The 23460-nt window shown below is 65.4% G+C and carries 18 protein-coding genes and 1 pseudogene; 9 read left to right on the top strand and 10 right to left on the bottom strand.

From position 1 onward, the window contains the following. Nucleotides 1-56 precede the first annotated feature (56 nt). The 7 genes from RVF83_RS06045 to dnaA all read right to left on the bottom strand — a co-directional run bounded on the left by RVF83_RS06045 (nt 57) and on the right by dnaA (nt 11244). Nucleotides 57-953 carry a DUF3566 domain-containing protein gene (locus RVF83_RS06045; protein WP_005200400.1) on the bottom strand — a complete coding sequence of 299 codons (897 nt, stop codon included), beginning with the start codon at nt 951-953 and terminating at the stop codon, nt 57-59. 103 nt (nt 954-1056) lie between these two features. Beyond that, nucleotides 1057-3546 carry a DNA gyrase subunit A gene (gene gyrA / locus RVF83_RS06040; protein WP_005200398.1) on the bottom strand — a complete coding sequence of 830 codons (2490 nt, stop codon included), beginning with the start codon at nt 3544-3546 and terminating at the stop codon, nt 1057-1059. A 44-nt stretch (nt 3547-3590) separates the two neighbouring features. Next, nucleotides 3591-5654 carry a DNA topoisomerase (ATP-hydrolyzing) subunit B gene (gene gyrB, locus RVF83_RS06035; RefSeq protein ID WP_005200397.1) on the bottom strand — a complete coding sequence of 688 codons (2064 nt, stop codon included), beginning with the start codon at nt 5652-5654 and terminating at the stop codon, nt 3591-3593. A gap of 346 nt (nt 5655-6000) precedes the next feature. Beyond that, nucleotides 6001-6588: a DUF721 family protein gene (locus RVF83_RS06030; RefSeq protein ID WP_005200395.1), complete on the bottom strand. Its 588-nt coding sequence runs from the start codon at nt 6586-6588 to the stop codon at nt 6001-6003. Then, nucleotides 6581-7795, bottom strand: coding sequence for a DNA replication/repair protein RecF (gene recF / locus RVF83_RS06025; protein WP_005200393.1), 1215 nt, complete (start codon nt 7793-7795; stop codon nt 6581-6583). The genes RVF83_RS06030 and recF overlap by 8 nt, the downstream gene beginning before the upstream one ends. Nucleotides 7796-7832: 37 nt before the next feature. Then, nucleotides 7833-9002 (bottom strand): DNA polymerase III subunit beta, encoded by a 1170-nt coding sequence (gene dnaN / locus RVF83_RS06020; RefSeq protein ID WP_005200390.1) that lies wholly within the window; start codon nt 9000-9002, stop codon nt 7833-7835. 709 nt (nt 9003-9711) lie between these two features. Beyond that, nucleotides 9712-11244, bottom strand: a complete 1533-nt coding sequence (gene dnaA / locus RVF83_RS06015; protein ID WP_005200388.1) for a chromosomal replication initiator protein DnaA — start codon at nt 11242-11244, stop codon at nt 9712-9714. Nucleotides 11245-11759: 515 nt separating this feature from the next. On the opposite strand from dnaA, the gene rpmH reads away from it, so the two are divergent. The 9 genes from rpmH to RVF83_RS05970 all read left to right on the top strand — a co-directional run bounded on the left by rpmH (nt 11760) and on the right by RVF83_RS05970 (nt 20603). Further along, nucleotides 11760-11903 carry a 50S ribosomal protein L34 gene (rpmH, locus tag RVF83_RS06010; protein WP_005200386.1) on the top strand — a complete coding sequence of 48 codons (144 nt, stop codon included), beginning with the start codon at nt 11760-11762 and terminating at the stop codon, nt 11901-11903. A gap of 44 nt (nt 11904-11947) precedes the next feature. Then, the gene (gene rnpA, locus RVF83_RS06005) at nt 11948-12379 is read left to right on the top strand and encodes a ribonuclease P protein component (protein WP_005200384.1); all 432 of its coding nucleotides are present in this window, start codon (nt 11948-11950) and stop codon (nt 12377-12379) included. After that, nucleotides 12376-12855: a membrane protein insertion efficiency factor YidD gene (gene yidD / locus RVF83_RS06000; protein ID WP_005200382.1), complete on the top strand. Its 480-nt coding sequence runs from the start codon at nt 12376-12378 to the stop codon at nt 12853-12855. The genes rnpA and yidD overlap by 4 nt, the downstream gene beginning before the upstream one ends. Before the next feature lie 28 nt (nt 12856-12883). Beyond that, the gene (gene yidC / locus RVF83_RS05995) at nt 12884-14074 is read left to right on the top strand and encodes a membrane protein insertase YidC (RefSeq protein ID WP_005200368.1); all 1191 of its coding nucleotides are present in this window, start codon (nt 12884-12886) and stop codon (nt 14072-14074) included. 41 nt (nt 14075-14115) lie between these two features. Continuing rightward, nucleotides 14116-14760: a protein jag gene (locus tag RVF83_RS05990; RefSeq protein WP_005200366.1), complete on the top strand. Its 645-nt coding sequence runs from the start codon at nt 14116-14118 to the stop codon at nt 14758-14760. Between the two features lie 1877 nt (nt 14761-16637). Beyond that, nucleotides 16638-17339 (top strand): 16S rRNA (guanine(527)-N(7))-methyltransferase RsmG, encoded by a 702-nt coding sequence (gene rsmG / locus RVF83_RS05985; RefSeq protein ID WP_005200364.1) that lies wholly within the window; start codon nt 16638-16640, stop codon nt 17337-17339. Between the two features lie 225 nt (nt 17340-17564). Then, the gene (locus tag RVF83_RS05980) at nt 17565-18521 is read left to right on the top strand and encodes a ParA family protein (RefSeq protein ID WP_005200363.1); all 957 of its coding nucleotides are present in this window, start codon (nt 17565-17567) and stop codon (nt 18519-18521) included. Nucleotides 18522-18555: 34 nt separating this feature from the next. Beyond that, nucleotides 18556-19596, top strand: coding sequence for a ParB/RepB/Spo0J family partition protein (locus tag RVF83_RS05975; protein ID WP_005200362.1), 1041 nt, complete (start codon nt 18556-18558; stop codon nt 19594-19596). Nucleotides 19597-19742: 146 nt separating this feature from the next. Next, nucleotides 19743-20603: a hypothetical protein gene (locus tag RVF83_RS05970; protein WP_005200686.1), complete on the top strand. Its 861-nt coding sequence runs from the start codon at nt 19743-19745 to the stop codon at nt 20601-20603. Here the strand turns inward: RVF83_RS05970 and RVF83_RS05965 are convergent. The 3 genes and pseudogenes from RVF83_RS05965 to trxB all read right to left on the bottom strand — a co-directional run bounded on the left by RVF83_RS05965 (nt 20548) and on the right by trxB (nt 23355). Then, nucleotides 20548-21682: pseudogene (locus RVF83_RS05965) on the bottom strand (N-acetylmuramoyl-L-alanine amidase). The gene RVF83_RS05970 and the pseudogene RVF83_RS05965 sit on opposite strands and share 56 nt — an antisense overlap. Before the next feature lie 271 nt (nt 21683-21953). Further along, complete coding sequence (gene trxA / locus RVF83_RS05960; RefSeq protein ID WP_005200681.1) at nt 21954-22292, bottom strand: thioredoxin; 339 nt, start codon at nt 22290-22292, stop codon at nt 21954-21956. Between the two features lie 55 nt (nt 22293-22347). Further along, on the bottom strand, nt 22348-23355 hold the full coding sequence (trxB, locus tag RVF83_RS05955) for a thioredoxin-disulfide reductase (protein ID WP_005200680.1): 1008 nt from the start codon (nt 23353-23355) through the stop codon (nt 22348-22350). Nucleotides 23356-23460: the final 105 nt, after the last annotated feature.

Here is a 23460-nt window from a genome sequence, read left to right as displayed (position 1 = left end):
AGTGAGGTTACCCGACGGATCCCCTACCGACCAAAACGGCTGGTCAGCGGCTCGATTCAGTCGAGGTCCGCGAGTGTCACCTCGGCACCGCCGACGAGGTCGGCACAGATGTTGTAGATGTAGCTGCCGACCGTCGCGAGCGCCGTCAGCAGGATGGCGTTGACGGCCCCCAGAAGCGCTGCCACGCCGAAAACGGTGCCCGCCCCGATGACATCCCCCGCGGTGCTCGATTCGTCCGCCACGAGCGTTCCGAAGCTGTTGTTCACCTGATCCCAGATGCCCATGCCGTCGAAGATCAGGTACAGCACGGCGACCGCGATCATCCAGATGAAGAACCCGACGAACGACAGCACCGCGGCGATCTTGAACGTCGCCCACGGATCGATCCGACGCAGCTGCACCGCGGCCCGCAACGCCGAACCCGACCCGACCTGACGCGGTGCCGACCGCGGCGGGACCCGCGACGGTGCCCCGGCAGCCGGAGCCTCCGAAGGACGCTTCGTCAGATCGGCCGTGTGGTGGATCCGATCCAGATCGGGCAGATCCTGGCCGGGCAGGTTGTCGCGGTCGATGGTGCTCGTCGGCGACTCGACGAAGCCGGGCTCCTCGGTCGCGACGGACGAACCCGGCCGACGCGGACTGTCGAGCTTGGTGACGGGCGCCTGCTGGCCGCTCATGCTGGCGGCAGCAGTGCCGCTGTTGGTCACGACGCCCCGCGGCGGCGGGCCGCCCCTGGACTCAGGCGGCGGACCGCCGGGATTGCCCTGCGCGTTCGAGCGCGAGTCGTCCTCACGCCCGAACGCCTCGGTCGGTGCGGAACCGGGGGAATCCTCACCCGGTCCGCGCTGCCACGGCGGCACCAGCCCACCGGTCGGTGTCCCCGTACCGGGACCGGACGGGTTCCCGGACGGGCGCCCGTTCTGCTCCTGGTTCGGCTCGTTCGGTGTGCTCACAGGCAATCCCTCACTCTGGCGTCACTGCCGACGGACATCGACGCGTCGGGTCACTTTCTACCGCCACCGACTCCTCGGCTGCACGTGTTCTCAACCCTAACGCCTACTCCGAGGCGTCCGTCTCCTCCGGCTCGTCGGCGTTGCGGGCGATCGCGATGACGGTGGTCCCCTCGTCGAGGTTCATCAGACGCACACCCTTGGTCTGACGCCCTGCCTTGCGGACCTGCTTGGCCGCGGTACGGATGACACCGCCGCCCGAGGTGATCGCGTACAGCTCCGAGTCGTCGTCGACGATGAGCGCGCCGATGAGTTCACCGCGCCGGCGATCGTGGGCGATGGTGAGCACGCCCTTGCCGCCGCGACCCTGGACCGGGTAGTCGTCCATGCCGGTGCGCTTGGCGTAGCCACCCGACGTCGCGACGAGCAGGTAGGTGTCATCACGAACCACGTTGAGCGACAACAGGGTGTCGTCGGCGTTGAACCGCATGCCCTGGACACCCGAGGTCTGCCGGCCCATCGGGCGGAGGGTCTCGTCGTCGGCGTGGAACCGGATCGACTGGCCCTTCTGCGAGACGAGCAGCAGATCGTCGTCGGAGGAGCACAGCTGCGCACCGACCAGTTCGTCCTCGCCGCGCAGGTTGATCGCGGCGATACCGCCGGAGCGGTTGGAGTCGAAGTCGACGAGCTTGGACTTCTTCACCAGGCCGTTCCGGGTGGCGAGCACCAGGTACGGCGCGTCCTCGTAGGTTTTGAGCTGGATGACCTGCGCGATGCGCTCCTCCGGCTGGAAGGCCAGGAGGTTGGCGACGTGCTGGCCACGCGCGGTGCGGTTGGCCTCGGGCAGTTCATAGGCCTTCGCCCGGTACACCCGACCCTTGGTGGTGAAGAACAGGATCCAGTCGTGGGTCGAGCAGACGAAGAAGTGCTTGACGATGTCGTCCTGCTTGAGACCTGCACCCTGAACGCCCTTGCCGCCGCGACGCTGGCTGCGGTAGAGGTCGGTCTTGGTGCGCTTGGCGTAGCCGGTCTCGGTGATCGTGACGACGACGTCCTCGCGGGCGATCAGGTCCTCGTCGCTGACGTCGCCGTCGGCCGCGATGATCTTGGTACGACGCTCGTCGCCGTACTTCTCCACGACCTCCTTGAGCTCGTCCCGCACGATGGCGCGCTGGCGCTCCGGCTTGTCGAGGATGTCCTTGTAATCGGCGATCTCGAGCTCGATCTCGGCGAGTTCGTCGACGATCTTCTGACGTTCCAATGCCGACAGGCGACGCAGCTGCATCGCCAGGATGGCGTCGGCCTGGATCTCGTCGATGTCGAGCAGCTCGATGAGGCCCGTGCGCGCGGTGTCGGTGTTGGCCGACCGGCGGATCAAGGCGATCACTTCGTCAAGTGCGTCAAGGGCTTTCACCAGACCGCGCAGGATATGAGCGCGTTCCTCGGCCTTGCGCAACCGGTACCGGGTGCGACGCACGATCACGTCGATCTGATGCGCCACGTAGTAGCGGATCATCTGGTCGAGACGCAGGGTGCGGGGCACGCCGTCGACGATGGACAGCATGTTGGCACCGAAGCTGGTCTGCAGCTGGCTGTGCTTGTACAGGTTGTTCAGCACGACCTTGGCCACCGCGTCACGACGCAGCGTGACGACGATGCGCATACCGACGCGGTCCGAGGACTGGTCCTCGATCCGGCTGATGCCCTTGAGCTTTCCTTCGTTGACCTGCTCGGCGATCGACTGGATCAGGTTGTCCGGGTTGACCTGGTAGGGCAACTCGGTGACCACCAGTGTGGTGGTCCCCTTGTTCTCCTCGATGTCGACGACGCTGCGCATGCGGATGCTGCCGCGGCCGGTGGTGTAGGCGTCCCTGATCCCCTGGCTGCCGACGATCAGTCCGGCCGTGGGGAAGTCGGGTCCCTTGATGCACTCCATGCAGGCCGCGAGAGTGGTCTCGTCGTCGGCGTCGTGGTGCTCGAGCGCCCAGAACACCGCGTCGGCAACCTCGTTGAGGTTGTGCGGCGGCATGTTGGTGGCCATACCGACGGCGATACCGCCGGATCCGTTGATCAGGAGGTTCGGGATCCGCGCGGGCAGAACCGTCGGCTCCTGGGTCTTGCCGTCGTAGTTCGGCGTGAAATCGACTGTCTCCTCGCCGATGTCGCGCAGCATCTCCATCGCGAGCGGCGTCAGGCGCGCCTCGGTGTAACGCATGGCGGCCGCGCCGTCGTTACCGCGGGAGCCGAAGTTGCCCTGGCCGTCGATGAGGGGGTACCGCATCGACCACGGCTGCGCGAGACGCACCAGGGCGTCGTAGATCGCGGTGTCGCCGTGCGGATGGTAGTTACCCATCGTCTCCGCAACGGGTTTCGCCGACTTGACGTAGCTGCGGTCGGGGCGGAAACCGGCGTCGAAGGATGCGTACAGGAGCCGTCGGTGCACCGGCTTCAGGCCGTCGCGCACCTCGGGGAGCGCACGGCCCACGATCACGCTCATCGCGTAATCGATGTAGCTCTTCTGCATCTCCTGGCCGAGATCGACAGGTTCGATGCGGTCGCCTTCACCGCCGGCGGGCGGCAGGGTGGTGTCAGTCATTGTGGATTCTTTCTCCGATCACTGCGAATTCCGTCGACCCGTGATCAGACATCAAGGAAGCGAACGTCTTTCGCGTTACGGGCGATGAAGCTTCGACGTGCGGCGACGTCCTCACCCATGAGGATGGAGAACAGTTCGTCGGCCGCCGCGGCGTCGTCGAGCGTCACCTGGCGCAGGACACGCACCGCCGGATCCATGGTGGTCTCCCACAGTTCCTTGGCGTTCATCTCACCGAGACCCTTGTAGCGCTGGATGCCGTCGTCGGTGTTGATCTTCTTGCCGGCCGCGCGACCCGCCTCGAGCAGTCCGTCGCGCTCGCGGTCGGAGTAGGCGAACTCCGGAGCGGACTTCTGCCACTTGAGCTTGTACAGCGGTGGCTGCGCGAGGAACACGTGACCGTGCTCGATGAGCGGGCGCATGAAGCGGAACAACAGCGTCAGCAGCAGCGTCGAGATGTGCTGGCCGTCCACGTCGGCGTCGGCCATCAGCACGATCTTGTGATAGCGCAGCTTGGCGATGTCGAATTCGTCGTGGATACCGGTGCCGAAGGCGGTGATGATCGACTGGACCTCGGCGTTCTTGAGGACGCGGTCGATGCGGGCCTTCTCGACGTTGATGATCTTGCCGCGCAACGGGAGGATCGCCTGGTACATCGAGTCGCGACCGGACTTGGCGCTGCCACCGGCCGAGTCGCCCTCCACGATGTAGACCTCACACTTGGTGGGGTCGTTGCTGCGGCAGTCGGCGAGCTTGCCGGGGAGACCACCGATGTCGGTTGCGGTCTTGCGGCGCACCATCTCTCGCGCACGACGCGCGGCCATGCGGGCCTGGGCGGAGTCGGCGGCCTTCTTGACGATGATCTTGGCCTCGGCGGGATTCGCCTCGAACCAGTGACCGAGGTGCTCGTTGCAGGTGCGCTGGACGAAGCCCTTGATCTCGGTGTTGCCGAGCTTGGTCTTCGTCTGGCCCTCGAACTGTGGGTCGGAGACCTTGGCCGAGATCACCGCGGCGAGACCCTCGCGGATGTCGTCGCCGGTGAGCTTGCCGTCCTTCTCCTTGATGAGCTTCTTCTCGAGGGCGTACTTGTTGACCGTGCTGGTCAGCGCCGCGCGGAAACCCTCTTCGTGTGTTCCGCCCTCGTGGGTGTTGATCGTGTTGGCGAAGGTGTGCACCGACTCCGAGTAGCCCGCGTTCCACTGCATCGCGATCTCGACCTCGTGGCCCTCGCCCTTGGCGCTGAACCCGATGACGGTGTTGTGGATCGACTGCTTGGTGCGGTTGAGGTGCTTGATGTAGTCGACGAGCCCGTCCGGGTAGTGGTACGTCCGGGTTTTCGGCTTCGTCGCGGCCGCGGCCTTCTCGGTCTCCGTCTGCACGGCCTCGGCGACATCGGTCGCGGGTGCGTCCTCGTCGCCGTTGGCGTCGCCCGGCGGCTCGACGGCCTGGGGCCGCTGATCGGTCAGCGTGATGGTCAGGCCCTTGTTGAGGAAGGCCATCTCCTGCAGACGACGAGCCACGGTCTCGGCGTTGAACCGGGTGGTCTCGGTGAAGATGTCCGGGTCCGGCCAGAACCGCACCGTCGTACCGGTCTTACGCGTGGCGTCGCCCTTCTCCAGGGGACCGGGCTTGGCGTAGGAGTAGGTCTGCTCCCAGTGGAAGCCGTCGTTCTCGATCTCGAGCTCGACCTTGGTCGACAGCGCGTTGACGACCGAGATGCCGACGCCGTGCAGACCGCCCGACACCGCGTAGGCATCGGAATCGAACTTGCCGCCGGCGTGTAGCTGGGTCATGACGACCTCGACGGTGGGGACGCCGGTCCGGTGCATGCCGGTCGGGATGCCACGACCGTCGTCGACGACCTGGACGCCGCCGTCCTCGAGGAGGGTCACGTCGACGCGGCTCGCGAAGCCGGCCATCGCCTCGTCGACCGAGTTGTCGACGACCTCCCAGATGAGGTGATGCAGGCCGCGTTCACCGGTGGAGCCGATGTACATGCCGGGCCGTTTGCGGACAGCTTCCAGACCTTCGAGGATGTTGATCGAGTCGGCGCCGTACTCCGACGGCTTCTTCTTGCTCTTCTTGGGTCCGGTGTCGTTGGTGTCGGCCACGAGGTGCGTCCGCTCCTGTTCTGCTCATCGGCGAATCCCAGGGACCCGGGATCCCGCCGTCGATCTACTCGACCAGGGGGCGGGCAGGTCGATGCGCACACAGGTATGCCCGGGACTTCCCGGGTTGCCTGAAGGCGGCGGTCGTTCTGCCGTTCGGTGGTCCCCTGTCGGGACAACACCTCACAGTGTACTGCCTGACTCGCCCAGGAACGTGCATCCGGGGCCGCTAACAGGCCCTCAGATCGATTTTTTTGGGACTAGCCCGGTTCGATCGTGGCTTGGGGAGGAAAATCGGCTCACGGGGCGCATTGACTAGTAATGTGCGGACGAGTCTGCTAGGCCCGGCCTAACCGTACGTATCCCGTGGGCCCCTCCCCCGCACATGACGCTCGCCCTTACGCCACGACGGACCCTTGGGTCCGCTGATGCGCAGGGACTTCACCACGCCGTCGCCGACGGCCGCGGCGATCTTCGCCAGGATCTGCGACTGCACGTACCGCAGCTGCGTCGCCCACGCTGTGGACTCGGCCTGGACGTGAAGTACGTTGTCCCGCAACTCGATCGGCTTCGCATGCGCGGCGATGTCGGCGCCGACGATGTTGTCCCACATCCCGAACAGGGTGCCCTCGCCGATCTTCTCCTGCCAGCCGCGGTCCTTCGCCAGACCGCCGACGAGGCGCCCGAAGGGTTGCGGATCCCGCGCATCCGGACCCGATCCCGACCATCTCTTCCGGGTCTGCGCGCCCCGCGGCGTGCGACGCACGGGTGACGCGCGACCGCGTCCCACCGACTTCCCGGCCGCCCGCGCCGCGGCGCGCGCCTCCTCCAAAGCCTTGCGGGCGCGTTCATATCCGCCGAGTTCACCCGGTTCGATCGGTCGGTTCGACGGTTCCCCGGCCGCGCCGGGCCGCGACGAGTGTGCTTCGTCACTCATCGGAGACCCCGATCACCGGTTCCTCGACCTGTCCGGGCGCCGCATCCGACTCGTCTCCGATGACCGTGGACCGACGACCGTCCGCGTCCTCGACGACGTCGACGAAGATCCGCCGGCCGCCGATCTCGCCCGGGATGTCGTCGGCGACGGCCGCGGTGATCAGCAACTGCTCGGCCCCGGCGGTGAACTCCACCAGTTTCTCCCGACGCTTGGCGTCGAGTTCGGCGAAGACGTCGTCGAGCATGATGACCGGTTCGACGCCCTCGGCACGCGTCAACTCGACGGATCCGAGCCGCAACGCCAGTGCCAACGACCACGATTCACCGTGCGACGCAAAGCCTTTCGCGACGTCGGTACCGAGTACGATGTCGATGTCGTCGCGGTGCGGACCGACCAGGCACATGCCGCGATCGATCTCCTTGTCGCGCAATTCGCTCAGGCGAGCCGCCAGGATCTCGCTGATCGAGTCGGCCGTCGTCGTCTCGAACTCGACGCCGCCGGCGGGACGGTATCTCAGGGTCGCGGGGCGGGAGTGCGGCGCGATCGACGCATACGACCGGGTGAAATGTGGTTCCAGCTCGGCGAGAACCTGCAGCCGTGCCGCGGTGACCTGCCCGCCCAGATCGGCAAGCTGACCGTCCCACACATCAAGCGTGCTGATGACCGACTCGGCCTGGTCACCGCCACGCCGCAACGCGGCGGCCGCGGTCTTGAGCAGCGCCGACCGCTGTCGCAGCACCCGGTCGTAGTCGGCCCGGGCCGCCACCCATCGGGGACCGCGCTGGGCGACGAGTTCGTCGATGAACCGTCGCCGATCGCTGGGATCCCCGCGGACGAGCGAGAGGTCCTCGGGAGCGAACAGCACTGTCCGCAGGATCCCGAGCAGATCACGGGATCGCCGGGCGGGACTGCGGTTGATCGACGCCTTGTTGGCACCTTCGGCGTTGATCCGCAGTTCCGCGGTCAGCTCCCGTCCCTCGTTCTCGACGGTGGCGGTGACCAGCGCCGACGGGGATCCGGAATGCACCAGCGGCGCATCGGAACTCACCCGGTGCGACCGCAGGGTCGCCAGGTAGAACAGCGCCTCGAGCAGGTTGGTCTTGCCGAAGCCGTTCCGGCCGGTGAAGACCGTCGGGCCGGGCCGCAGATCGAGGTCGACGGCCTGCCACGAACGGAAATCCCTCAGGTGCAGCTCACGAACGAACACGGTCGGTTGCGGTGATCGGCTGGGTTCGCGGCGCTTGTCAGCCCGGCAGGCGGACCGGCATCAGCAGGTAGCTGAACGCACTCTCGGGGGCGACGAAGGCGCCGGACTCGTCGGCAACCGGATCCTCACCGCTGGCCGGGCGCAGGACCGCCGGGCGGCTCGGGGTGGTGAAACCGAAGTCGACGCTGTCGGCGTTGATCGCCGAGAGGCCGTCCTGCAGGTAACCCGGGTTGAACGCGATGGTCAGCGGCTCGCCGTGGAACGACACGGGCAGCTCTTCCTCGGCCTTGCCCGCCTCGTCGCCACCGGCGGTGAGGAGCACGGATCCCTCGGTGAACTCCATCCGGACCTGCGCACCGCGCTCGGCGACCAGCGCGACACGACGGATCGCCTCGATCAGCGGGGCGCTGTCGATGGTGGCGACCGCGGTGTGGCTGGCCGGCAACAACTGGCGGAACTTCGGGAACTCCGCGTCGAGCAGTCGGGTGGTGGTCTTCTTGGTCTCGCCGAGGATGCCCAGGATGCCGTCGGATCCGATGGCCGCGCCGCTGCCGAAGGCCAGTGAGACGACCCCGGTGCCCTCCGAGCCGGCGGTCTTGGCGCTCTCCGAGAGCGTCTTGGCCGGGACCAGGACTGCGCCTTTGGTGTCGGGGTCCGAAGGCTCCCACTGCAATTCGCGCACAGCGAGGCGGAAACGGTCGGTGGCCGCGAGGACCACGGAGTTGCCCTCGATCTCCACGCGCACACCGGTCAGCATCGGCAGGGTGTCGTCCTTGCCGGCCGCGACGGCGACCTGGGAGATCGCCTCGGCGAACAGCTGCGACGGGATCGTGCCGGTGATGGCCGGGACGTCGGGCAGCTGCGGGTAGTCCTCGACCGGCATCGTCGGCAGGGAGAATTTGGCGCTACCGCAGGTGATGGCGACACGGGCGCCGTCGAGGGTCACATCGACGGGCTTGTTGGGCAGGGCCTTGGTGATGTCTGCGAGGAGTCGACCCGAGACGAGCACCTGGCCGGGCTCGGCGACCTCGGCACCCAGGTTCTCCTGGGCCGAGACCTCGTAGTCGAATCCGGAAACGGTCAGACCGGTCTCGCCGACGTTGAGCACCACACAACCCAGAACCGGTACCGGCGGACGAGAGGGCAGGCTTCGAGCGACCCAGGCGACGGAATCAGCGAACTCGTCACGTGCGACACGGAACTTCATGCTGGGAGGTTGCCCTTCTCTCTCGTGCGGATCGTCGGCATGCCGGAGCCGAAACGACGGCATGGTCGATCACGTCCCACATCCGGGAATCCCACTGTAGAACGCCACCGCCGATGCCGGGATGGTTGGGGCCAAGTCAGTCCATCCGGGAGGCCGGGCCCGCCGGGCCCGCGGATGGAGGTTTGTGCACAGTCCTTCTTACAAAAGATTTCTCTTTAGAGAGGGATCCATCTCAGTAATAGGAACTGTGGAATCTGTGGACAACCCCCACATCGGGCCAGTCGGACGGGGTGCGCGGGTGTGCATGACCGGTGGAGCATCGTTGAGCCGAATGCCAAGAGTTTGTGGACAAAACTTGTTGTTCGCGCGGCGTCCACCGTCGGTGCACAGGTCTTGCCCTGTTATCCCACGCCGATCCACAGCCTCCGGAGACGAAGATTGTCATTCGACATGGCCGATCCGAGTGTGCGAGAACACACAAGACCGACGCGTCAGTCTCGACCCGGGGAGCAGAGTTGTGGTTCTGGCGGGGAGGATCCGAGTCGATACGACCGTCACGATCCGCTCTCCGGTTCGGGCGACGAGACGCCGGCGTCGCCGCTTTCACTGCGTGATCCCGTCAGAAACCGCGGAGATCGCCCGTGACATACGAAACGCGCCTCCCGTGCGAGGGCACGAGAGGCGCGTGGAGAACAGAGGAGAAGGACGGTCAGCCCACCGCACGCTGCTTGATGCGGGCGGTCAGCTCCTGGACGTGGTCGTACACCTTGCGGCGCTCGGCCATCTCCTTGCGGATCTTGCGTTCGGCGTACATGACCGTGGTGTGGTCGCGGTCGAACGTCTCACCGATCTTCGGCAGCGACAGGTCGGTCAGCTCGCGGCACAGGTACATCGAGATCTGGCGTGCCTGGGCGATGGACCGGGTCTTGCCGGGGCCGCGCAGTTCCTCGAGCGAGACGTCGAAGTACTCCGCGGTGATCGCCAGGATGCTGGCGGCGCTGACCTCGAGGGTGCCCGAGTTGGGCAGCAAAGCCTGCAGCACGACGTCGGCGAGCGACTTGTCGAGCGCTGCGTCGTTGAGTGAGGCGAACGCCGTCACCCGGATGAGCGCACCCTCGAGCTCGCGGATGTTGCGTTCGATCTTCGACGCGATCAGCTCGAGGACGTCGTCGGGTACCGCGATGTTGTCCATCTGTGCCTTCTTGCGCAGGATGGCGATGCGGGTTTCCAGATCGGGCGGCTGGACGTCGGTGATCAGACCCCACTCGAATCGCGTGCGGAGCCGGTCTTCAAGTGTTGCAAGCTGTTTCGGTGGACGATCGGACGAGATGACGATCTGCTTGCTGGCGTTGTGCAGCGTGTTGAAGGTGTGGAAGAACTCTTCCTGGATACCTTCTTTACCCACCAGGAACTGGATGTCGTCGACCAGCAGCACGTCGACGTCGCGGTAGCGGCGCTTGAACGCCACCCGCCGGTCGTCACGCAGCGAGTTGATGAAGTCGTTGGTGAATTCCTCGGTCGAGACGTACTTGACGCGCATACCGGGGAACAGGCGCTGGGCGTAGTGCCCGGCCGCGTGGAGCAGGTGGGTCTTGCCCAGTCCCGACTCTCCCCAGATGAACAGCGGGTTGTACGCGCGTGCCGGAGCCTCGGACACCGCGACCGCCGACGCATGTGCGAAGCGGTTGGACGCACCGATGACGAAGGTGTCGAAGGTGTACTTGGGGTTGAGGTTTGCCCCCGACGGCGACGGCGTGGTCGTCGGCCGCTCGGCGAAATACGAGGCCCAGTCGCCCGACGGTCGGCCGGTGTCGCCACCCGGTACGGCTCCGGCACCCGGGGTCGCCGGGAATCCGGCACCGATCGCCGCACCCGGGACCGCGGAGTAATCGACCGGTGCCGCGCCGTTGACCAGGCGTGATTCGGACGCGGCCGGTTCGGGTACGGGCTCGTCGTTGCGGGGCGTCTGGATACGAACACCGAGATCCACCGGCTCATTGAGATGGCGGCTCAGGACCGAACGGATCGTCTCGCGCAGGTTGCGCTCGATCTGTTCCTGGACCAGAGCGGTCGGCACGGTGAGAAGGGCGAATCCCTCGGTGAGGGTGAGGGGTCGAACCAGTGACAGCCACGCCTTCTGCTGGCGAGTCAGTGGTTCGTGGTCACGTGCGGCTTCGTCGTCGTTGAGTTCGGCGACGACCTGTTGCCACACCTCACCGAATGTGTCGCGGTCTGAAGTCACGGGGCTGGCCTCCTGACCCGGAAAACTACCAGCGTTGACGCGGGCCGGGGCACCCCACGTCATCGACCGCATCTCTCCACAGAGTTATCCACACCTGTGTACAACGGTGATGACGAACTTGGGACTTTGGTCGGTAACCTCGGATCCCGGCGACACTTCGTTGGTGTCCGGCAGGTGTCCGTGGCCGACGCTCTGACAGAACCTAACAGAGGTGTCGGCGGCCGACAAAGCGATCGGGACAATTGACTCGTTCGGACTGATTGTCGTCATCCGCGTGCTCCAGAACACACCTGGTGAGAGACTGTTCTGCTGTCCCGACGACCGCGTTTGATTTGAGCGCGCGCTGTCAGTAGTCTCGACTGGTCATCCAGGTTGCGGATTTGCGCGGCGTTTTGTCATGTTCGCCGAGTTCATCACCGACAAGAGTTCGGCACCGTCCTGGATCAACGACCAACGACAACATGTGGGTCACGTGCGGGTAACCGGCGTGCTCACAGGGAGCACAAGGAGTCACCGTGGCCAAGGGCAAGCGTACTTTCCAGCCGAACAACCGTCGTCGTTCGCGCGTGCACGGCTTCCGTCTGCGTATGCGGACCCGCGCCGGCCGTGCGATCGTCAGCAGCCGTCGTAACAAGGGCCGCGCGAAGCTCACCGCCTGATCGTCGGCTACCCACCGGATCCTCCGGGTCCGGTCAGCTGATCGATGACTGCGTCTTCTCATCGGATCTCTCGTGGATCCGACTTCTCACGCACCCTGAAGTCCGGTGCGCGGGTGAATGCTCGTGACTTCGTCGTACACCTGGCACCGGTCGGCACACAGTGGCCGGACCCGGCCGGGTTGCGGCGCGACGTCGCCATGACAGGTGGACCCTGGCTCGGCCTCGTCGTGAGCAAGTCGGTGGGCAACGCCGTGGTCCGCCATGCCGTCGCACGACGGCTGCGGGCCGCGTTCGCTGCGACCAGGCATCTCTGTCCGGCCGTCGAGACATACGTGGTGATCCGCGCTCGGCGCGGCGCCGCGGACAGGACCAGTGAAGAACTGGCGGATCAACTGCGGTCGGCCTTCACCAGCCGGCGGATCGTCGAGATGGCGCCCACCGCAGGCACACCGACCGGGGCGGGTGTCGGACGATGATCGACGCCGAGCTGGATGACCGTGGATCGGCCCCCTCCCCCACCCCGTCATCGTCGACTCCGAACACCCGGACCGACTCGCCCGCGGACGCGGACGATCAGCTCACCGTCATCGCCCGGATGCGCCGCGGAGCCCACCTGCTGCCGCGCCGCACGGTCATCTTTCTCATCGAGCTCTACCGGACCTGGGTATCGCCGCTACGGCTGCCCACGTGCCGGTTCGAACCGACCTGCTCGGGTTATGCAGTGGAAGCCCTCGAACGTCATGGTTTCCTCTACGGCTCTTTGCTGGCGACGGTCCGGCTCCTCAAGTGCGGTCCGTGGCACAAGCCCGGGTACGACCCGGTTCCCGACAAAGGTCCCCGCGAACTGTGGAGCGATCTGTGCGGCCGGATCCGTGAACTCTCCGGCGGGCCGCAGTCGGCCCACGATGGCCGGAACCATCAGCCACCGTCCCGGCGGAACGATTCCACCTAGAGAACAACAAGTAAGGGGTACCTGACCCGTGCTCGACTTCATCTACTACCCGGTGTCCGGGATCATGTGGGTGTGGCATTGGCTCTTCAGCTACGTCACGCCCGACAGTCCCGGGGGCGACGGCATCGCCTGGGCACTGTCCGTGGTGTTCCTCGTCTTCACCCTGCGAGCGATTCTCTACAAGCCCTTCGTGAAGCAGATCCGCACCACGAAGAAGATGCAGGAGATCAACCCGCAGCTTCAGGCGATCCGGAAGAAGTATGCCAAGGACCGGGTCAAGATGACCGAGGAGATGCAGAAGCTGCAGAAGGAGCACGGGTTCAACCCGCTGCTCGGCTGCCTGCCGATGTTGCTCCAGATCCCGGTGTTCATCGGTCTGTTCCACGTGTTGCGTTCGTTCAACCGCATGGGTACCGGCATGGGACAGCTCGGCATGAGCGCCGCCGAGACCCGGGCGCAGGGCAACTACGTGTTCAGTGCCGAGCAGGTGCAGAACTTCCTCGACGCCCGTCTGTTCGGTGTGCCCTTGTCGTCCTACCTCGTCGAGCCGGTCACCGAGTTCCAGGCCTTCGTCGAGCCCGGCGCTCCGATCGACTTCACCCGTGTCCAGATCGGCTATGTCATCGTCCCGATGATGATCATCGCGTCGATCGCCACGCACATGAACTCGCGGGCGTCGGTTGCGCGCCAGCCCGAAGCTGCACTCGAGAACCCGCAGACGCGGATGATGAACAACCTCGCGCTGTACATCTTCCCCATCGGCATCCTCATCACCGGTCCGTTCTTCCCCGTCGCGATCCTCCTGTACTGGATGAGCAACAACATCTGGACGTACGGCCAGCAGCACCTGGTGTTCGGAAAGATCGAGAAAGAAGAGGAAGAGGCCAAGCGCCTCAAGCAGGAGAAGCTGAAGGCGAACGCTCCGAAGCCGGGCGCGCGTCCGGACCGCCAGAAGAAGCGCAACACGTCTGCTGATGCCTCAGGAGACTCGGAGACCACGGCTGTGTCGATGACCAAGGCGGGTACGACCGGCGACGCGGATACGACGTCCGAGTCCTCCCCCAGCGAGACCGGCGACTCCGCGCCGAGTACGAAGCCGAAGCCTGGACAGAAGCCGACCCGCTCAGGCGCCGGCGCCGGCCCGGGTTCCAAGAAGCAACCCCCCAACCGGGGCGGGAAGTCCACCGCCAAGAGCGGTAAGAAGCGCGGCAAGCGATGACCGCCCAAGACTTGTTCGAAGCACACAGTTAGGTGAACGAGATGACAGCAGAGACTGCAACTCAAACCGGAACCGAGACCGAGGCGCAAGACGACGCCAAGGCCACGACCGAAACCCAGACCGAACCCGCCGGGTCCACCGGTGCGGACACCGCTGCCGACACCGACGCCACCGACGAGTCCGCCGAGGACTTCGACGATGATCAGGACGATGACGAGGACGACGAGGATCGCCTCGTCGAAGAGGGCGAGATCGCAGGCGACTACCTCGAGCAGCTGCTCGACGTTCTCGACTTCGACGGCGACATCGATCTCGATGTCGACGGTGACCGTGCCGTCGTCAGCATCGATGGTGGCGACGACCTGACCAAGCTCGTCGGCCGCAAGGGTGAGGTTCTCGACGCCCTGCAGGAGCTGACCCGCCTCGCGGTCCAGCAGGCGACCGGCGAGCGCAGCCGACTGATGCTCGACATCGCGCGGTGGCGCGCCGACCGTCGTGACCGCCTGGCCCGTCTCGGCCGAGAGGTCGCCGAGCGTGTACTCAAGTCGGGCGAGCGTGAAGCGCTGGATCCGATGACCCCGTTCGAGCGCAAGATCGTTCACGACGCGGTGGCCGCCGTCGACGGCGTCATCAGCGAGAGTGAGGGCGCCGAGCCCAAGCGTCGCGTGGTGGTCCTCCCCGAGTAGGACTCACCCGAACTACAGAGTTCCACTCAGGCCCCGACCTTAGGTCGGGGCCTGAGTCGTTTTCCGGGCCCCCTCCCCCTCTGCGGTCACCGCGTCGCGCGCTCCCGCGTGAGAATCACAATGGTGTTGTTTCACGTGAAACGTCGGTATCGGATCGTGGTGCGCCCGCTCGGAAGGCCTACCGCGTGCCGGACCAATTGGTCGCCGAATGGGGCGGTTTTGGCGAACGGGTGCGTCAGATGCGCGGTGGTAATGCGTCGAAGAGGCCGTCTCTGGTCATCAATCCCCGCGACGTTCCAGGACCACGGGCATCGGTGGTGAATCGTCACGTGTCGATTCATCTCCGCGGGGTTCCCGATTGTGGAGACGGTACCGACCACGGCCCGGGGTCCGCGTGCGTCGGGTCCTGCTCGGACAGGTGCGCCGAAGTGCGACTTTCCTAACGCCACCCCCCGCCCAGGCCCGCACGGATCTCGACCGCCGGCGGCATTGGCGGCGGACACCGAACCCATCCCCTATTCGGTGCAAGCGCGGCAGGCGCCCTGTTCGCGCGTGAGGGTGCGGACGATCGGCCCGGCGCGCTCTGCCCGGCGAGCGGTCTTCCGCAGGAGCCCGCGCGGTGCTTCTGATCGGGATGCCCGACGGCGTTCACGGACTAGAACCAGGATCTTCGGATCGGGTTCTAGGCGGTATCGGCGGTGGTGTGTCAAGTCTTGTGATCGCCGCACCCGCATCGATGTCGGCGGTGCGGCGGTAGGAAGATGTCGCGATTCGTGGCGGTTTGCCGACACGGTGCGCCATCCGCATTCGCAACCGCTTTGCACGTGAGACCGGTCGGTGCTGAGGTCTATCGATTACGCAGCGGTGTTCCGGGTCGGGTCACGCTCGAACTCGGGAGATCCTCCCCGACCGAGAAGTGGCGGCACAGAGGTATTCCGCCTGGCGTGCTGGGACTCGACTGGTCGCCTCCGCTAACCCGACGGGCATCGGTCGATGGAAGGTTCCGTGCGTCCGCGCGAGCGCTTGGACCGTGACTGGCCTTGTGATCGAGACTGAGCGTGGTTTCGTTTCCCGCGGATACAGGGCTCGGTTGACGTGGATAGGGGTCTCTGACCGTGTCGCCGGCCGCCCGCAGCCCTTGCTGAGGATGGGTGTCAGCGGCCCGTCCGGGAATGACATGAGTGTCGTTTCACGTGAAACATTCGCCTTGCGGCGCCCGCAGGTCTTGCCCTGTTTCACGTGGAACCCTGCGCACGACAACTGCGCTGAATCCGCGGATCCGGTCTGCGTTTGCTACGAAGAACCGAAGGCTGGCGACTCCAGGTTCGAGTAGTACGACCGTCGCGTACGACAACCCCCAATGGGCCCGGTATGCCCGGGTGTCCGGAGGTCTATGCGAAGGCCGCCGGAAGGTGCTCATGCGACAGCCTTGGTAGTAGAGCGCGGCGCTGATGCCTGACCGTCGTCGCGGCGGTAGTGGATGTGCTGGCATCTGGCGCTTCTCGACTATGCGTCCGAGTGCGCGTGGCGCTTCGGGTCGCCGACAGCTCTCCTCCCCAGTTGGGATATGCGGCTGGGGGTAGGCATGGGTGAAAACCGACCACACATGCGTTGCCGCCGGACGGAACTACTGGCGCGGGTTGTCCGCACTAGAGTGAGCCGGCATCTCGTTGGCGTGATCCGTTTGTATGGTCGGGCTGGCCTGCCCGGCCTGGTGCGGACTCAACTCAATGGGGCGATATATGACGTACTGAACCAGAATGACAAGGATGTGGTTTCACGTGAAACATGAGCGCTGGGATGATGTGCACCGACCGTCGGTCGCGCCAGGTTCCACGTGAAACACTGTCATAGGACCAACTAGAAACGGAGGCCAAGTGTCGTCAGACGCTCAACCCGATGACCACCCCGACCTTGATGCGTTGCAGACCCCGCCGGCTTCCGCCGACGCGGTGTTCGGCGAACGCAGGGAATTGGCGGACGGTTACTGGCGAATACTGGCCACCGATGGCATCGACCACGGTCTGATGGGACCCCGAGAGGTTCCTCGGTTGTGGGATCGGCACATCCTGAACTGTGCGGTGATCGGGGAACTGATCGAGAAGGACGAGACGGTGTTCGACGTCGGGAGCGGTGCGGGTCTCCCCGGCCTGCCGCTCGCGATCGCTCGCCCGGATGTGTCGATCACCCTGATCGAACCGCTGCTCCGTCGCAGCACCTTCCTCGAACAGGCAGTGAAGACCCTCGGTCTCGAGAACGTGCGAGTTGTTCGCGGCCGCGCGGAGGAGAAGGTAGTCCGCACCGATGTCGGTCTCGCGGACGTGGTCACCTCCCGGGCCGTTGCACCGCTCGAGCGGCTTTCGAAGTGGTCCGCTCCCCTGGTTCGCGGGGGTGGGCGGATGATCGCGATCAAGGGTTCCTCGGCGGCCGAAGAGATCGAGCGGGATCGCGCGGTGGTCGGTCGGACCGGTATCAGTGATCTCCGCGTCGTCACGTGTGGGGCGGTGCTCGAGACACCGACGACCGTCGTCGTAGGCACGAAGGCGGAGCGGGCAACCAAGAAGCAGCGACGGCGATGAGTACCGACGCGATCATTCGGGCCAACGCGGCGGATTGTGCCGACGGTGTCACACAGAGGGAGTTCTGAATTGGTATGGAGTCCGCGTAAGGCGCAGAATAGAAAGCGTTCTGGCAGCGCGTCTCAACGGGCTGCCGTTGACGATTCTGCATCTGTTGGAGCCGGGGCGACGTCCGCCGGACCCGACAACTCGAACGCCTACCAGGTAGGTCAAAGGAGTGCCCGCGTGGTCGATCAGGACCCGAACGTTTCACGTGAAACGCCATCCGCTGGAGCCCCGCCCGTCGCGGGCGAGCCCTTCGCCGACACCCCGATCGCCATGGCTGCGGAGCGCGCCAGTCAGGTCCTGACTCCTGGTGGTGCCGGTCAACTCCCCCGCCCTCAGCGCACGCGGATCATGACCGTCGCGAACCAGAAGGGCGGCGTCGGTAAGACCACCACCGCGGTGAACCTCGCGGCCGGTCTCGCTGTACGTGGACTGCGCGTGCTTGTTGTGGATCTCGACCCCCAGGGCAACGCGAGCACTGCATTGGGTATCGATCATCGCGCGGAGGACATCGCCTCCGTTTACGAGCTGCTCCTCGGCGAGGTGACTCTCAAGGAGGCCATCCAGGAGTCGCCGAGCCAGAAGGGCCTCTTTTGTGTCCCGGCAACACTTGATCTGGCCGGTGCCGAGATCGAACTCGTGTCCTTGGTGGCGCGCGAGAACCGACTCCGGAACGCACTCTCCGACGAAGTTCTGGCCGAGTATCAGATCGACTATGTCTTCATCGACTGTCCGCCGTCGCTCGGTCTCCTGACCGTCAATGCGATGGTCGCCGCGCGTGAGGTACTCATCCCGATCCAGTGCGAGTACTACGCCCTCGAGGGCGTCGGACAGCTCCTCCGGAACATCGAGCTCGTCCAAGCGCACCTCAATCGTGGGCTGCACGTGTCGACGATCGTCCTCACGATGTACGACGGTCGAACCAAGCTTGCCGACCAGGTGGCCGAGGAAGTCCGTCGCCACTTCGGCGACAAGGTGCTCGGCACGATCATCCCCCGCAGCGTGAAGGTCTCCGAGGCACCCGGATATGGGATGACGATCATCGAATACGATCCCGGTTCACGTGGCGCGATGAGCTACCTCGACGCGGCGCGCGAACTGGCTCTCCGCGGTGCAACGGAAAGCGCCCAGGCATGACGACACAGATCCGATTCCTAGTGGAGGTAAAGGCATGAGTCAACGGGACACCGCGCAGCGTCGTGGCGGACTGGGTCGTGGACTGGCGGCACTCATCCCGACCGGCCCCACCGAGGACCAGTCGACCGCTCCGCGGCTGGGCAACGCCGCCGCCGACGTCGTCATCGGCAAGGGACCGTCGCCCGTGGTCGACGGCCAGCCCTCCTCCCCCGTCGACGCCTCGGCGGTCGACGTACTGAGCCGCGAAGAGGCCGGCGCCGTCTACCGGGAGATCCCGCCCAAGCAGATCCAGCCGAACCCGAACCAGCCCCGAACGGTCTTCGACGACGAGCAGATGTCCGAACTCGTCCACTCGATCCGCGAGTTCGGTTTGATGCAACCGATCGTCGTGCGGCGCCTCAAGGAGCCCACGGCTGACGGTGTCGCCTACCAGATCGTCATGGGTGAGCGTCGGTGGCGGGCGAGCCAGGAGGTCGGCCTCGAGGCGATTCCGGCCATCGTCCGTGAGACCGCCGATGGCGACATGCTGCGCGACGCACTGCTCGAGAACATCCACCGCGCACAGCTGAATCCGTTGGAAGAGGCGGCTGCCTACCAACAGCTTCTCGAAGAGTTCGGCGTCACCCACGAGCAGTTGGCTGCCAAGCTCGGCCGTTCACGTCCACTCATCAGCAACATGATCCGTTTGCTCAAGCTGCCGATCCCGGTGCAGCGTCGTGTGGCGGCGGGTGTCCTGTCCGCCGGTCATGCCCGCGCCCTCCTCTCCCTCGAGACGGGCAGCGATGCACAGGAGGCTCTCGCCGCGCGAATCGTCGCCGAGGGGCTGTCAGTCCGTGCGACCGAAGAAGCTGTCACTCTCGCCAACCGCGGTGACGGACCGGAGGCGAAGCCGGCCGCCCCGAAGCGCAAGCCGATGCAGATGCCTGGGCTCCAAGACCTCGCCGAGAGACTGTCCGACAGCCTGGACACCAGGGTTACAGTCAGTCTAGGGAAGCGGAAAGGGAAGATCGTCGTGGAATTCGGATCGGTCGACGACCTGGAACGCATCGTTCAGTTCATCGACCCGAACAAGTGAACTCCACCGCGGATTTCTCTGTACCAGCGGATGCGGAAGTAACGTCACAGTGACGATTGACGGATCAGGGACCGACCTGAATTTCGAGATGGGCTGTAGCCCAATACTTTTCGTCGATTCACGTCTCCGGCTCGGAGTTCGATGACATGAGCGTGTCGATCGTGCGGCTGGAACTCGGATCTTTCGAGTCCCTCCCCCACCACACCCGCCGATGTGTCTTCTGGGAAGTCGAACCGACCGCCAACGGTCAGGCCTACGAGAGCGAGTTCGACAAGGAGGCCTGGATCTCCGGTCTGCTGCTCGAGTGGGGAGCGTGTGGACAGGTCGCCATCGACTCGACGACCAACTCCGTCATCGGTACGGCGTTCTACGCACCGCCGAACCGGGTGCCCCGTTCGCAGCACTTCCCCACTTCCCCGGTCAGTCACGACGCCGTCCTTCTCACCAGCATTCGCACGGAGCCGGGACACGAGGAAGTCGCGACGATACTGCTCGATGCCGTCCTCGGTGATCTGATCCGACGCGGTGTCCGCGCAGTCGAGTCCTTCGGTCTCGTCCGCAATGGTGCCGGCGGGGCCGAGTTCGGTTCGTCGATCGGAGCCAGTCCGTCCGGCTCTGCGGAGTCGGGTGAGGCCGTCACGGGTGGAGGTCTCCCCGACCTCGACTTCTGGACGGATGAGGCGATCATCGAAGTCGCACGAGAGATCCTCGAGGACTCACAGGCTGATCTGTGCACCACGTGCATGATCGACGCGTCGTTCCTCAAGAACTCGGGATTCGACGTCGTCTCATCGCATCAGCGCTTCCCGCGGTTCCGTCTGGAGCTCGACGAAGGACTCGGCTGGAAGTTTGAGGTCGAGAGCGCGCTGGAGAAGCTGGTGGTGATGGCCGAGATCGATCTCACCGGACGGCAGCGAACAGCTGTGCCGGTGGGATCGGGTGCGGGCCGTGTCAGCGCGAAGCGTTCTCCGCGGCCAGAAGGTCCGCGAAAGTGTAAGTGCCAGTAGGGCGATCGTCCTGGTCGAGCAGGTACAACCGCTTCACCGCGACCAGGATGGCGTCCGCGATGACATTGCGCCAATCCGAACTACCCAGCACCGCAGCATCATCCGGGTTGGTGATGTAGCCGACGTCGATGAGGGCAACCGGCATCCTGGTCAGTCGCAGGACATCCCAGGTGCGCTCATGTGTCCGACAATCGGCAAGCGGTGTGCGAGCGGCGATCTCGCGCTGGATGAACCCGGCCAGATTACGGCCGATTGTCGAGAAGGAGTTCTGGTTGTTGCCGAAATAGAACGAGGCGACGCCGTTGGCCTGCGCGTTGCGGTAATGACCGCATCGCAGCGAGATCATCATGTCGGCATCCATGAGGTTCGCGACCCGGGCGCGTTCGTTGTCCCCCGGTCGGCCGCGGCCGTCGTGGGACAGGAAGGTCTGCATGCCGGCGGCCGCCATGCGGCCCTCCAGCCGTGCACCCCAGATCCCAGAGGAGATCGGATTCGCGTTCGGCGAGTTCGCCGGTCGACAGCGGGTGCAGCCCACCGGAACCGGGATCGATGAGGATCCGCTTGCCCGACAGCTGCGGACCGGAGCGTCGAACCTGCTCCTCCTGGCGGATCGCATACGGCGAACCACCAGTGACACGCGTGCCGAGGCGTTCGAGTGAGCGAAGAGTCGCCGGACCACAGATCCCGTCAGACGCCAGACCGTATTCACTCTGGTACAGACAGACCGCATTGTGGGTGTTCAGCCCGAAGATGCCGTCGACGAGCGAGGTGTAGTAACCGAGGTTCTGGAGGCGGTGCTGCAGAGTCGCCACGTCGTCGCCGACCATGGGCGCCGACAGCTGGTACGACAGCACACGGGCGCCGAGGCGGTACGAGGCCTCCCGGAGAACCCGGTAGGTTGCGGGGCCGACGATGCCGTCGACGATCAGACCGCGCTGCTGCTGGAATGCCCGAATTGCCCGGTCACAGGCTTCGTCGAAAACGGGATCCCCACCGTCGGGCAACAGACCGAGCCCGACCAGGATGGCGCGGATCTCGGCCACCGCCGAGCCGTGATCCCCAAGTCGGAACAATGGCATGTCGTCACCCCTCGTACGCATCGCGGCAGGGTGACGCCCTGCCGGCGATATCTGGCGGACCGCGTGACTGCGGTACCGGTCAGCATCAGCCTGCATTCTCTCAGCTGAAGTTCACTACACCAAACTGGAACAGCTCCAGTGGCGTCGTCGTCGGCTCGTGTCCCTCGTGGCCGGGGACCCGGGCCGAGACTACCAACGACGAGAGCCCGCGGGCCGACGACAACGTCGTTCACCCGTCGGACTCTCGCCGCGGATCAGAAGAAAATGCAGGTCAGGCTGACTGGCCGATCACCGAATCGAGTTCGCGTAGCAGTGCGGCCTTGCCCTTGGCGCCGACGATGGTCTTCACCGGCTGACCCTTGTCGAACAGGATCATGGTCGGGATCGACATGATCTGGAAGTCACGCGCGGTGGCCGGGCTCTCATCGACGTCGAGCTTGGCGATGGTGAGCTTGTCGCCGTTGTCGCGGGCGATCTCCTCAAGAACCGGGGCGACCATGCGGCACGGGCCGCACCAGGTTGCCCAGAAATCGACCAGGACCGGCTTGTCGGCACCGAGAACGGTGTCCTTGAAGGTGGTGTCGTTCACGACGACCGTGTTTGCACCCATGGTGATGTCCTCCTCAGATGGACTCGAAGAACGAGATTGGAATGGAACGCTCAGGTCAGGCGGGTGCCTGAACAGCTTCGACGTCGGCGACGGACTCGGCGTCGACGGTGTGTGCGGGCGCCTCACCCTGCTCGGCGAGCCAGCGCTCCGCGTCGATGGCCGCCGAGCAACCGCTCCCGGCTGCGGTGATGGCCTGGCGATAGGTGTGGTCGACCAGATCGCCACAGGCGAAGACGCCGGGCAGGGAGGTGTAGGTGGTGCGGCCCTGCACGAGGACGTAGCCCTCGTCGTCGAGGTCGACCTGTCCGCGGACCAGTTCGCTGCGCGGGTCGTGACCGATCGCGACGAACATGCCGGTCACGTCGAGGGTGCTGAGCTCACCGTTGCGGGTGTCCTCGATCTCCAGGCCGCTCACCGACCCGTCGCCGATGACCGATCGAACGGCGGCATTGGTGACGAAGCGGATCTTGTCGTTGGCGCGAGCGCGCTCGAGCATGATCTTCGAGGCGCGGAATTCGTCCCGACGATGAACCAGTGTGACAGTTCGGGCGAACTTCGTGAGGAAGGTCGCTTCCTCCATCGCCGAGTCGCCGCCGCCGATGACGGCGATGTCCTGGTCCTTGAAGAAGAAGCCGTCGCAGGTCGCGCATGCGGATACGCCGCGACCGAGGAGTTCCTGTTCTCCTTCGACTCCGAGGTACCGTGCTGCCGCGCCCATCGCGAGGATGACAGCGCGCGCGCGGAACACCTCACCGCCGACCTGGACCTCCTTGATGTCGCCCTCGAGGCGGACCGTGTCGACGTCCTCCATGCGCAGGTCGGCGCCGAATCGGATCGCCTGCTCGCGCATTTCGTCCATCAGGGCCGGGCCCTGGATGCCGGTCTGGAAGCCGGGGAAGTTCTCGACCTCGGTGGTCGTCATCAGCGCGCCACCGAACTGGGTGCCCTCGAAGACAATCGGCGCTAGCTCGGCGCGCGCGGCGTAGATCGCCGCGGTGTACCCGGCAGGACCAGATCCGATGATGATCACGTCGTGGATCTGCTGGGTCTCTGGCTGGCTCATCCGTCCTCCGTGCTGTGGGGTATGCGAGATCCCGGAGTTCTGGTCGGGATCACGGCTGCTTCAACACAAGGGTAAGCGCAGATGTTCCCGGTCAAGTCCATGCGT

It is taken from the genome of Gordonia rubripertincta (genome assembly GCF_038024875.1).
In the GTDB taxonomy this organism is placed as follows: Bacteria; Actinomycetota; Actinomycetes; order Mycobacteriales; family Mycobacteriaceae; genus Gordonia; species Gordonia rubripertincta.
This window is presented reverse-complemented; position numbering and strand designations above follow the sequence as displayed.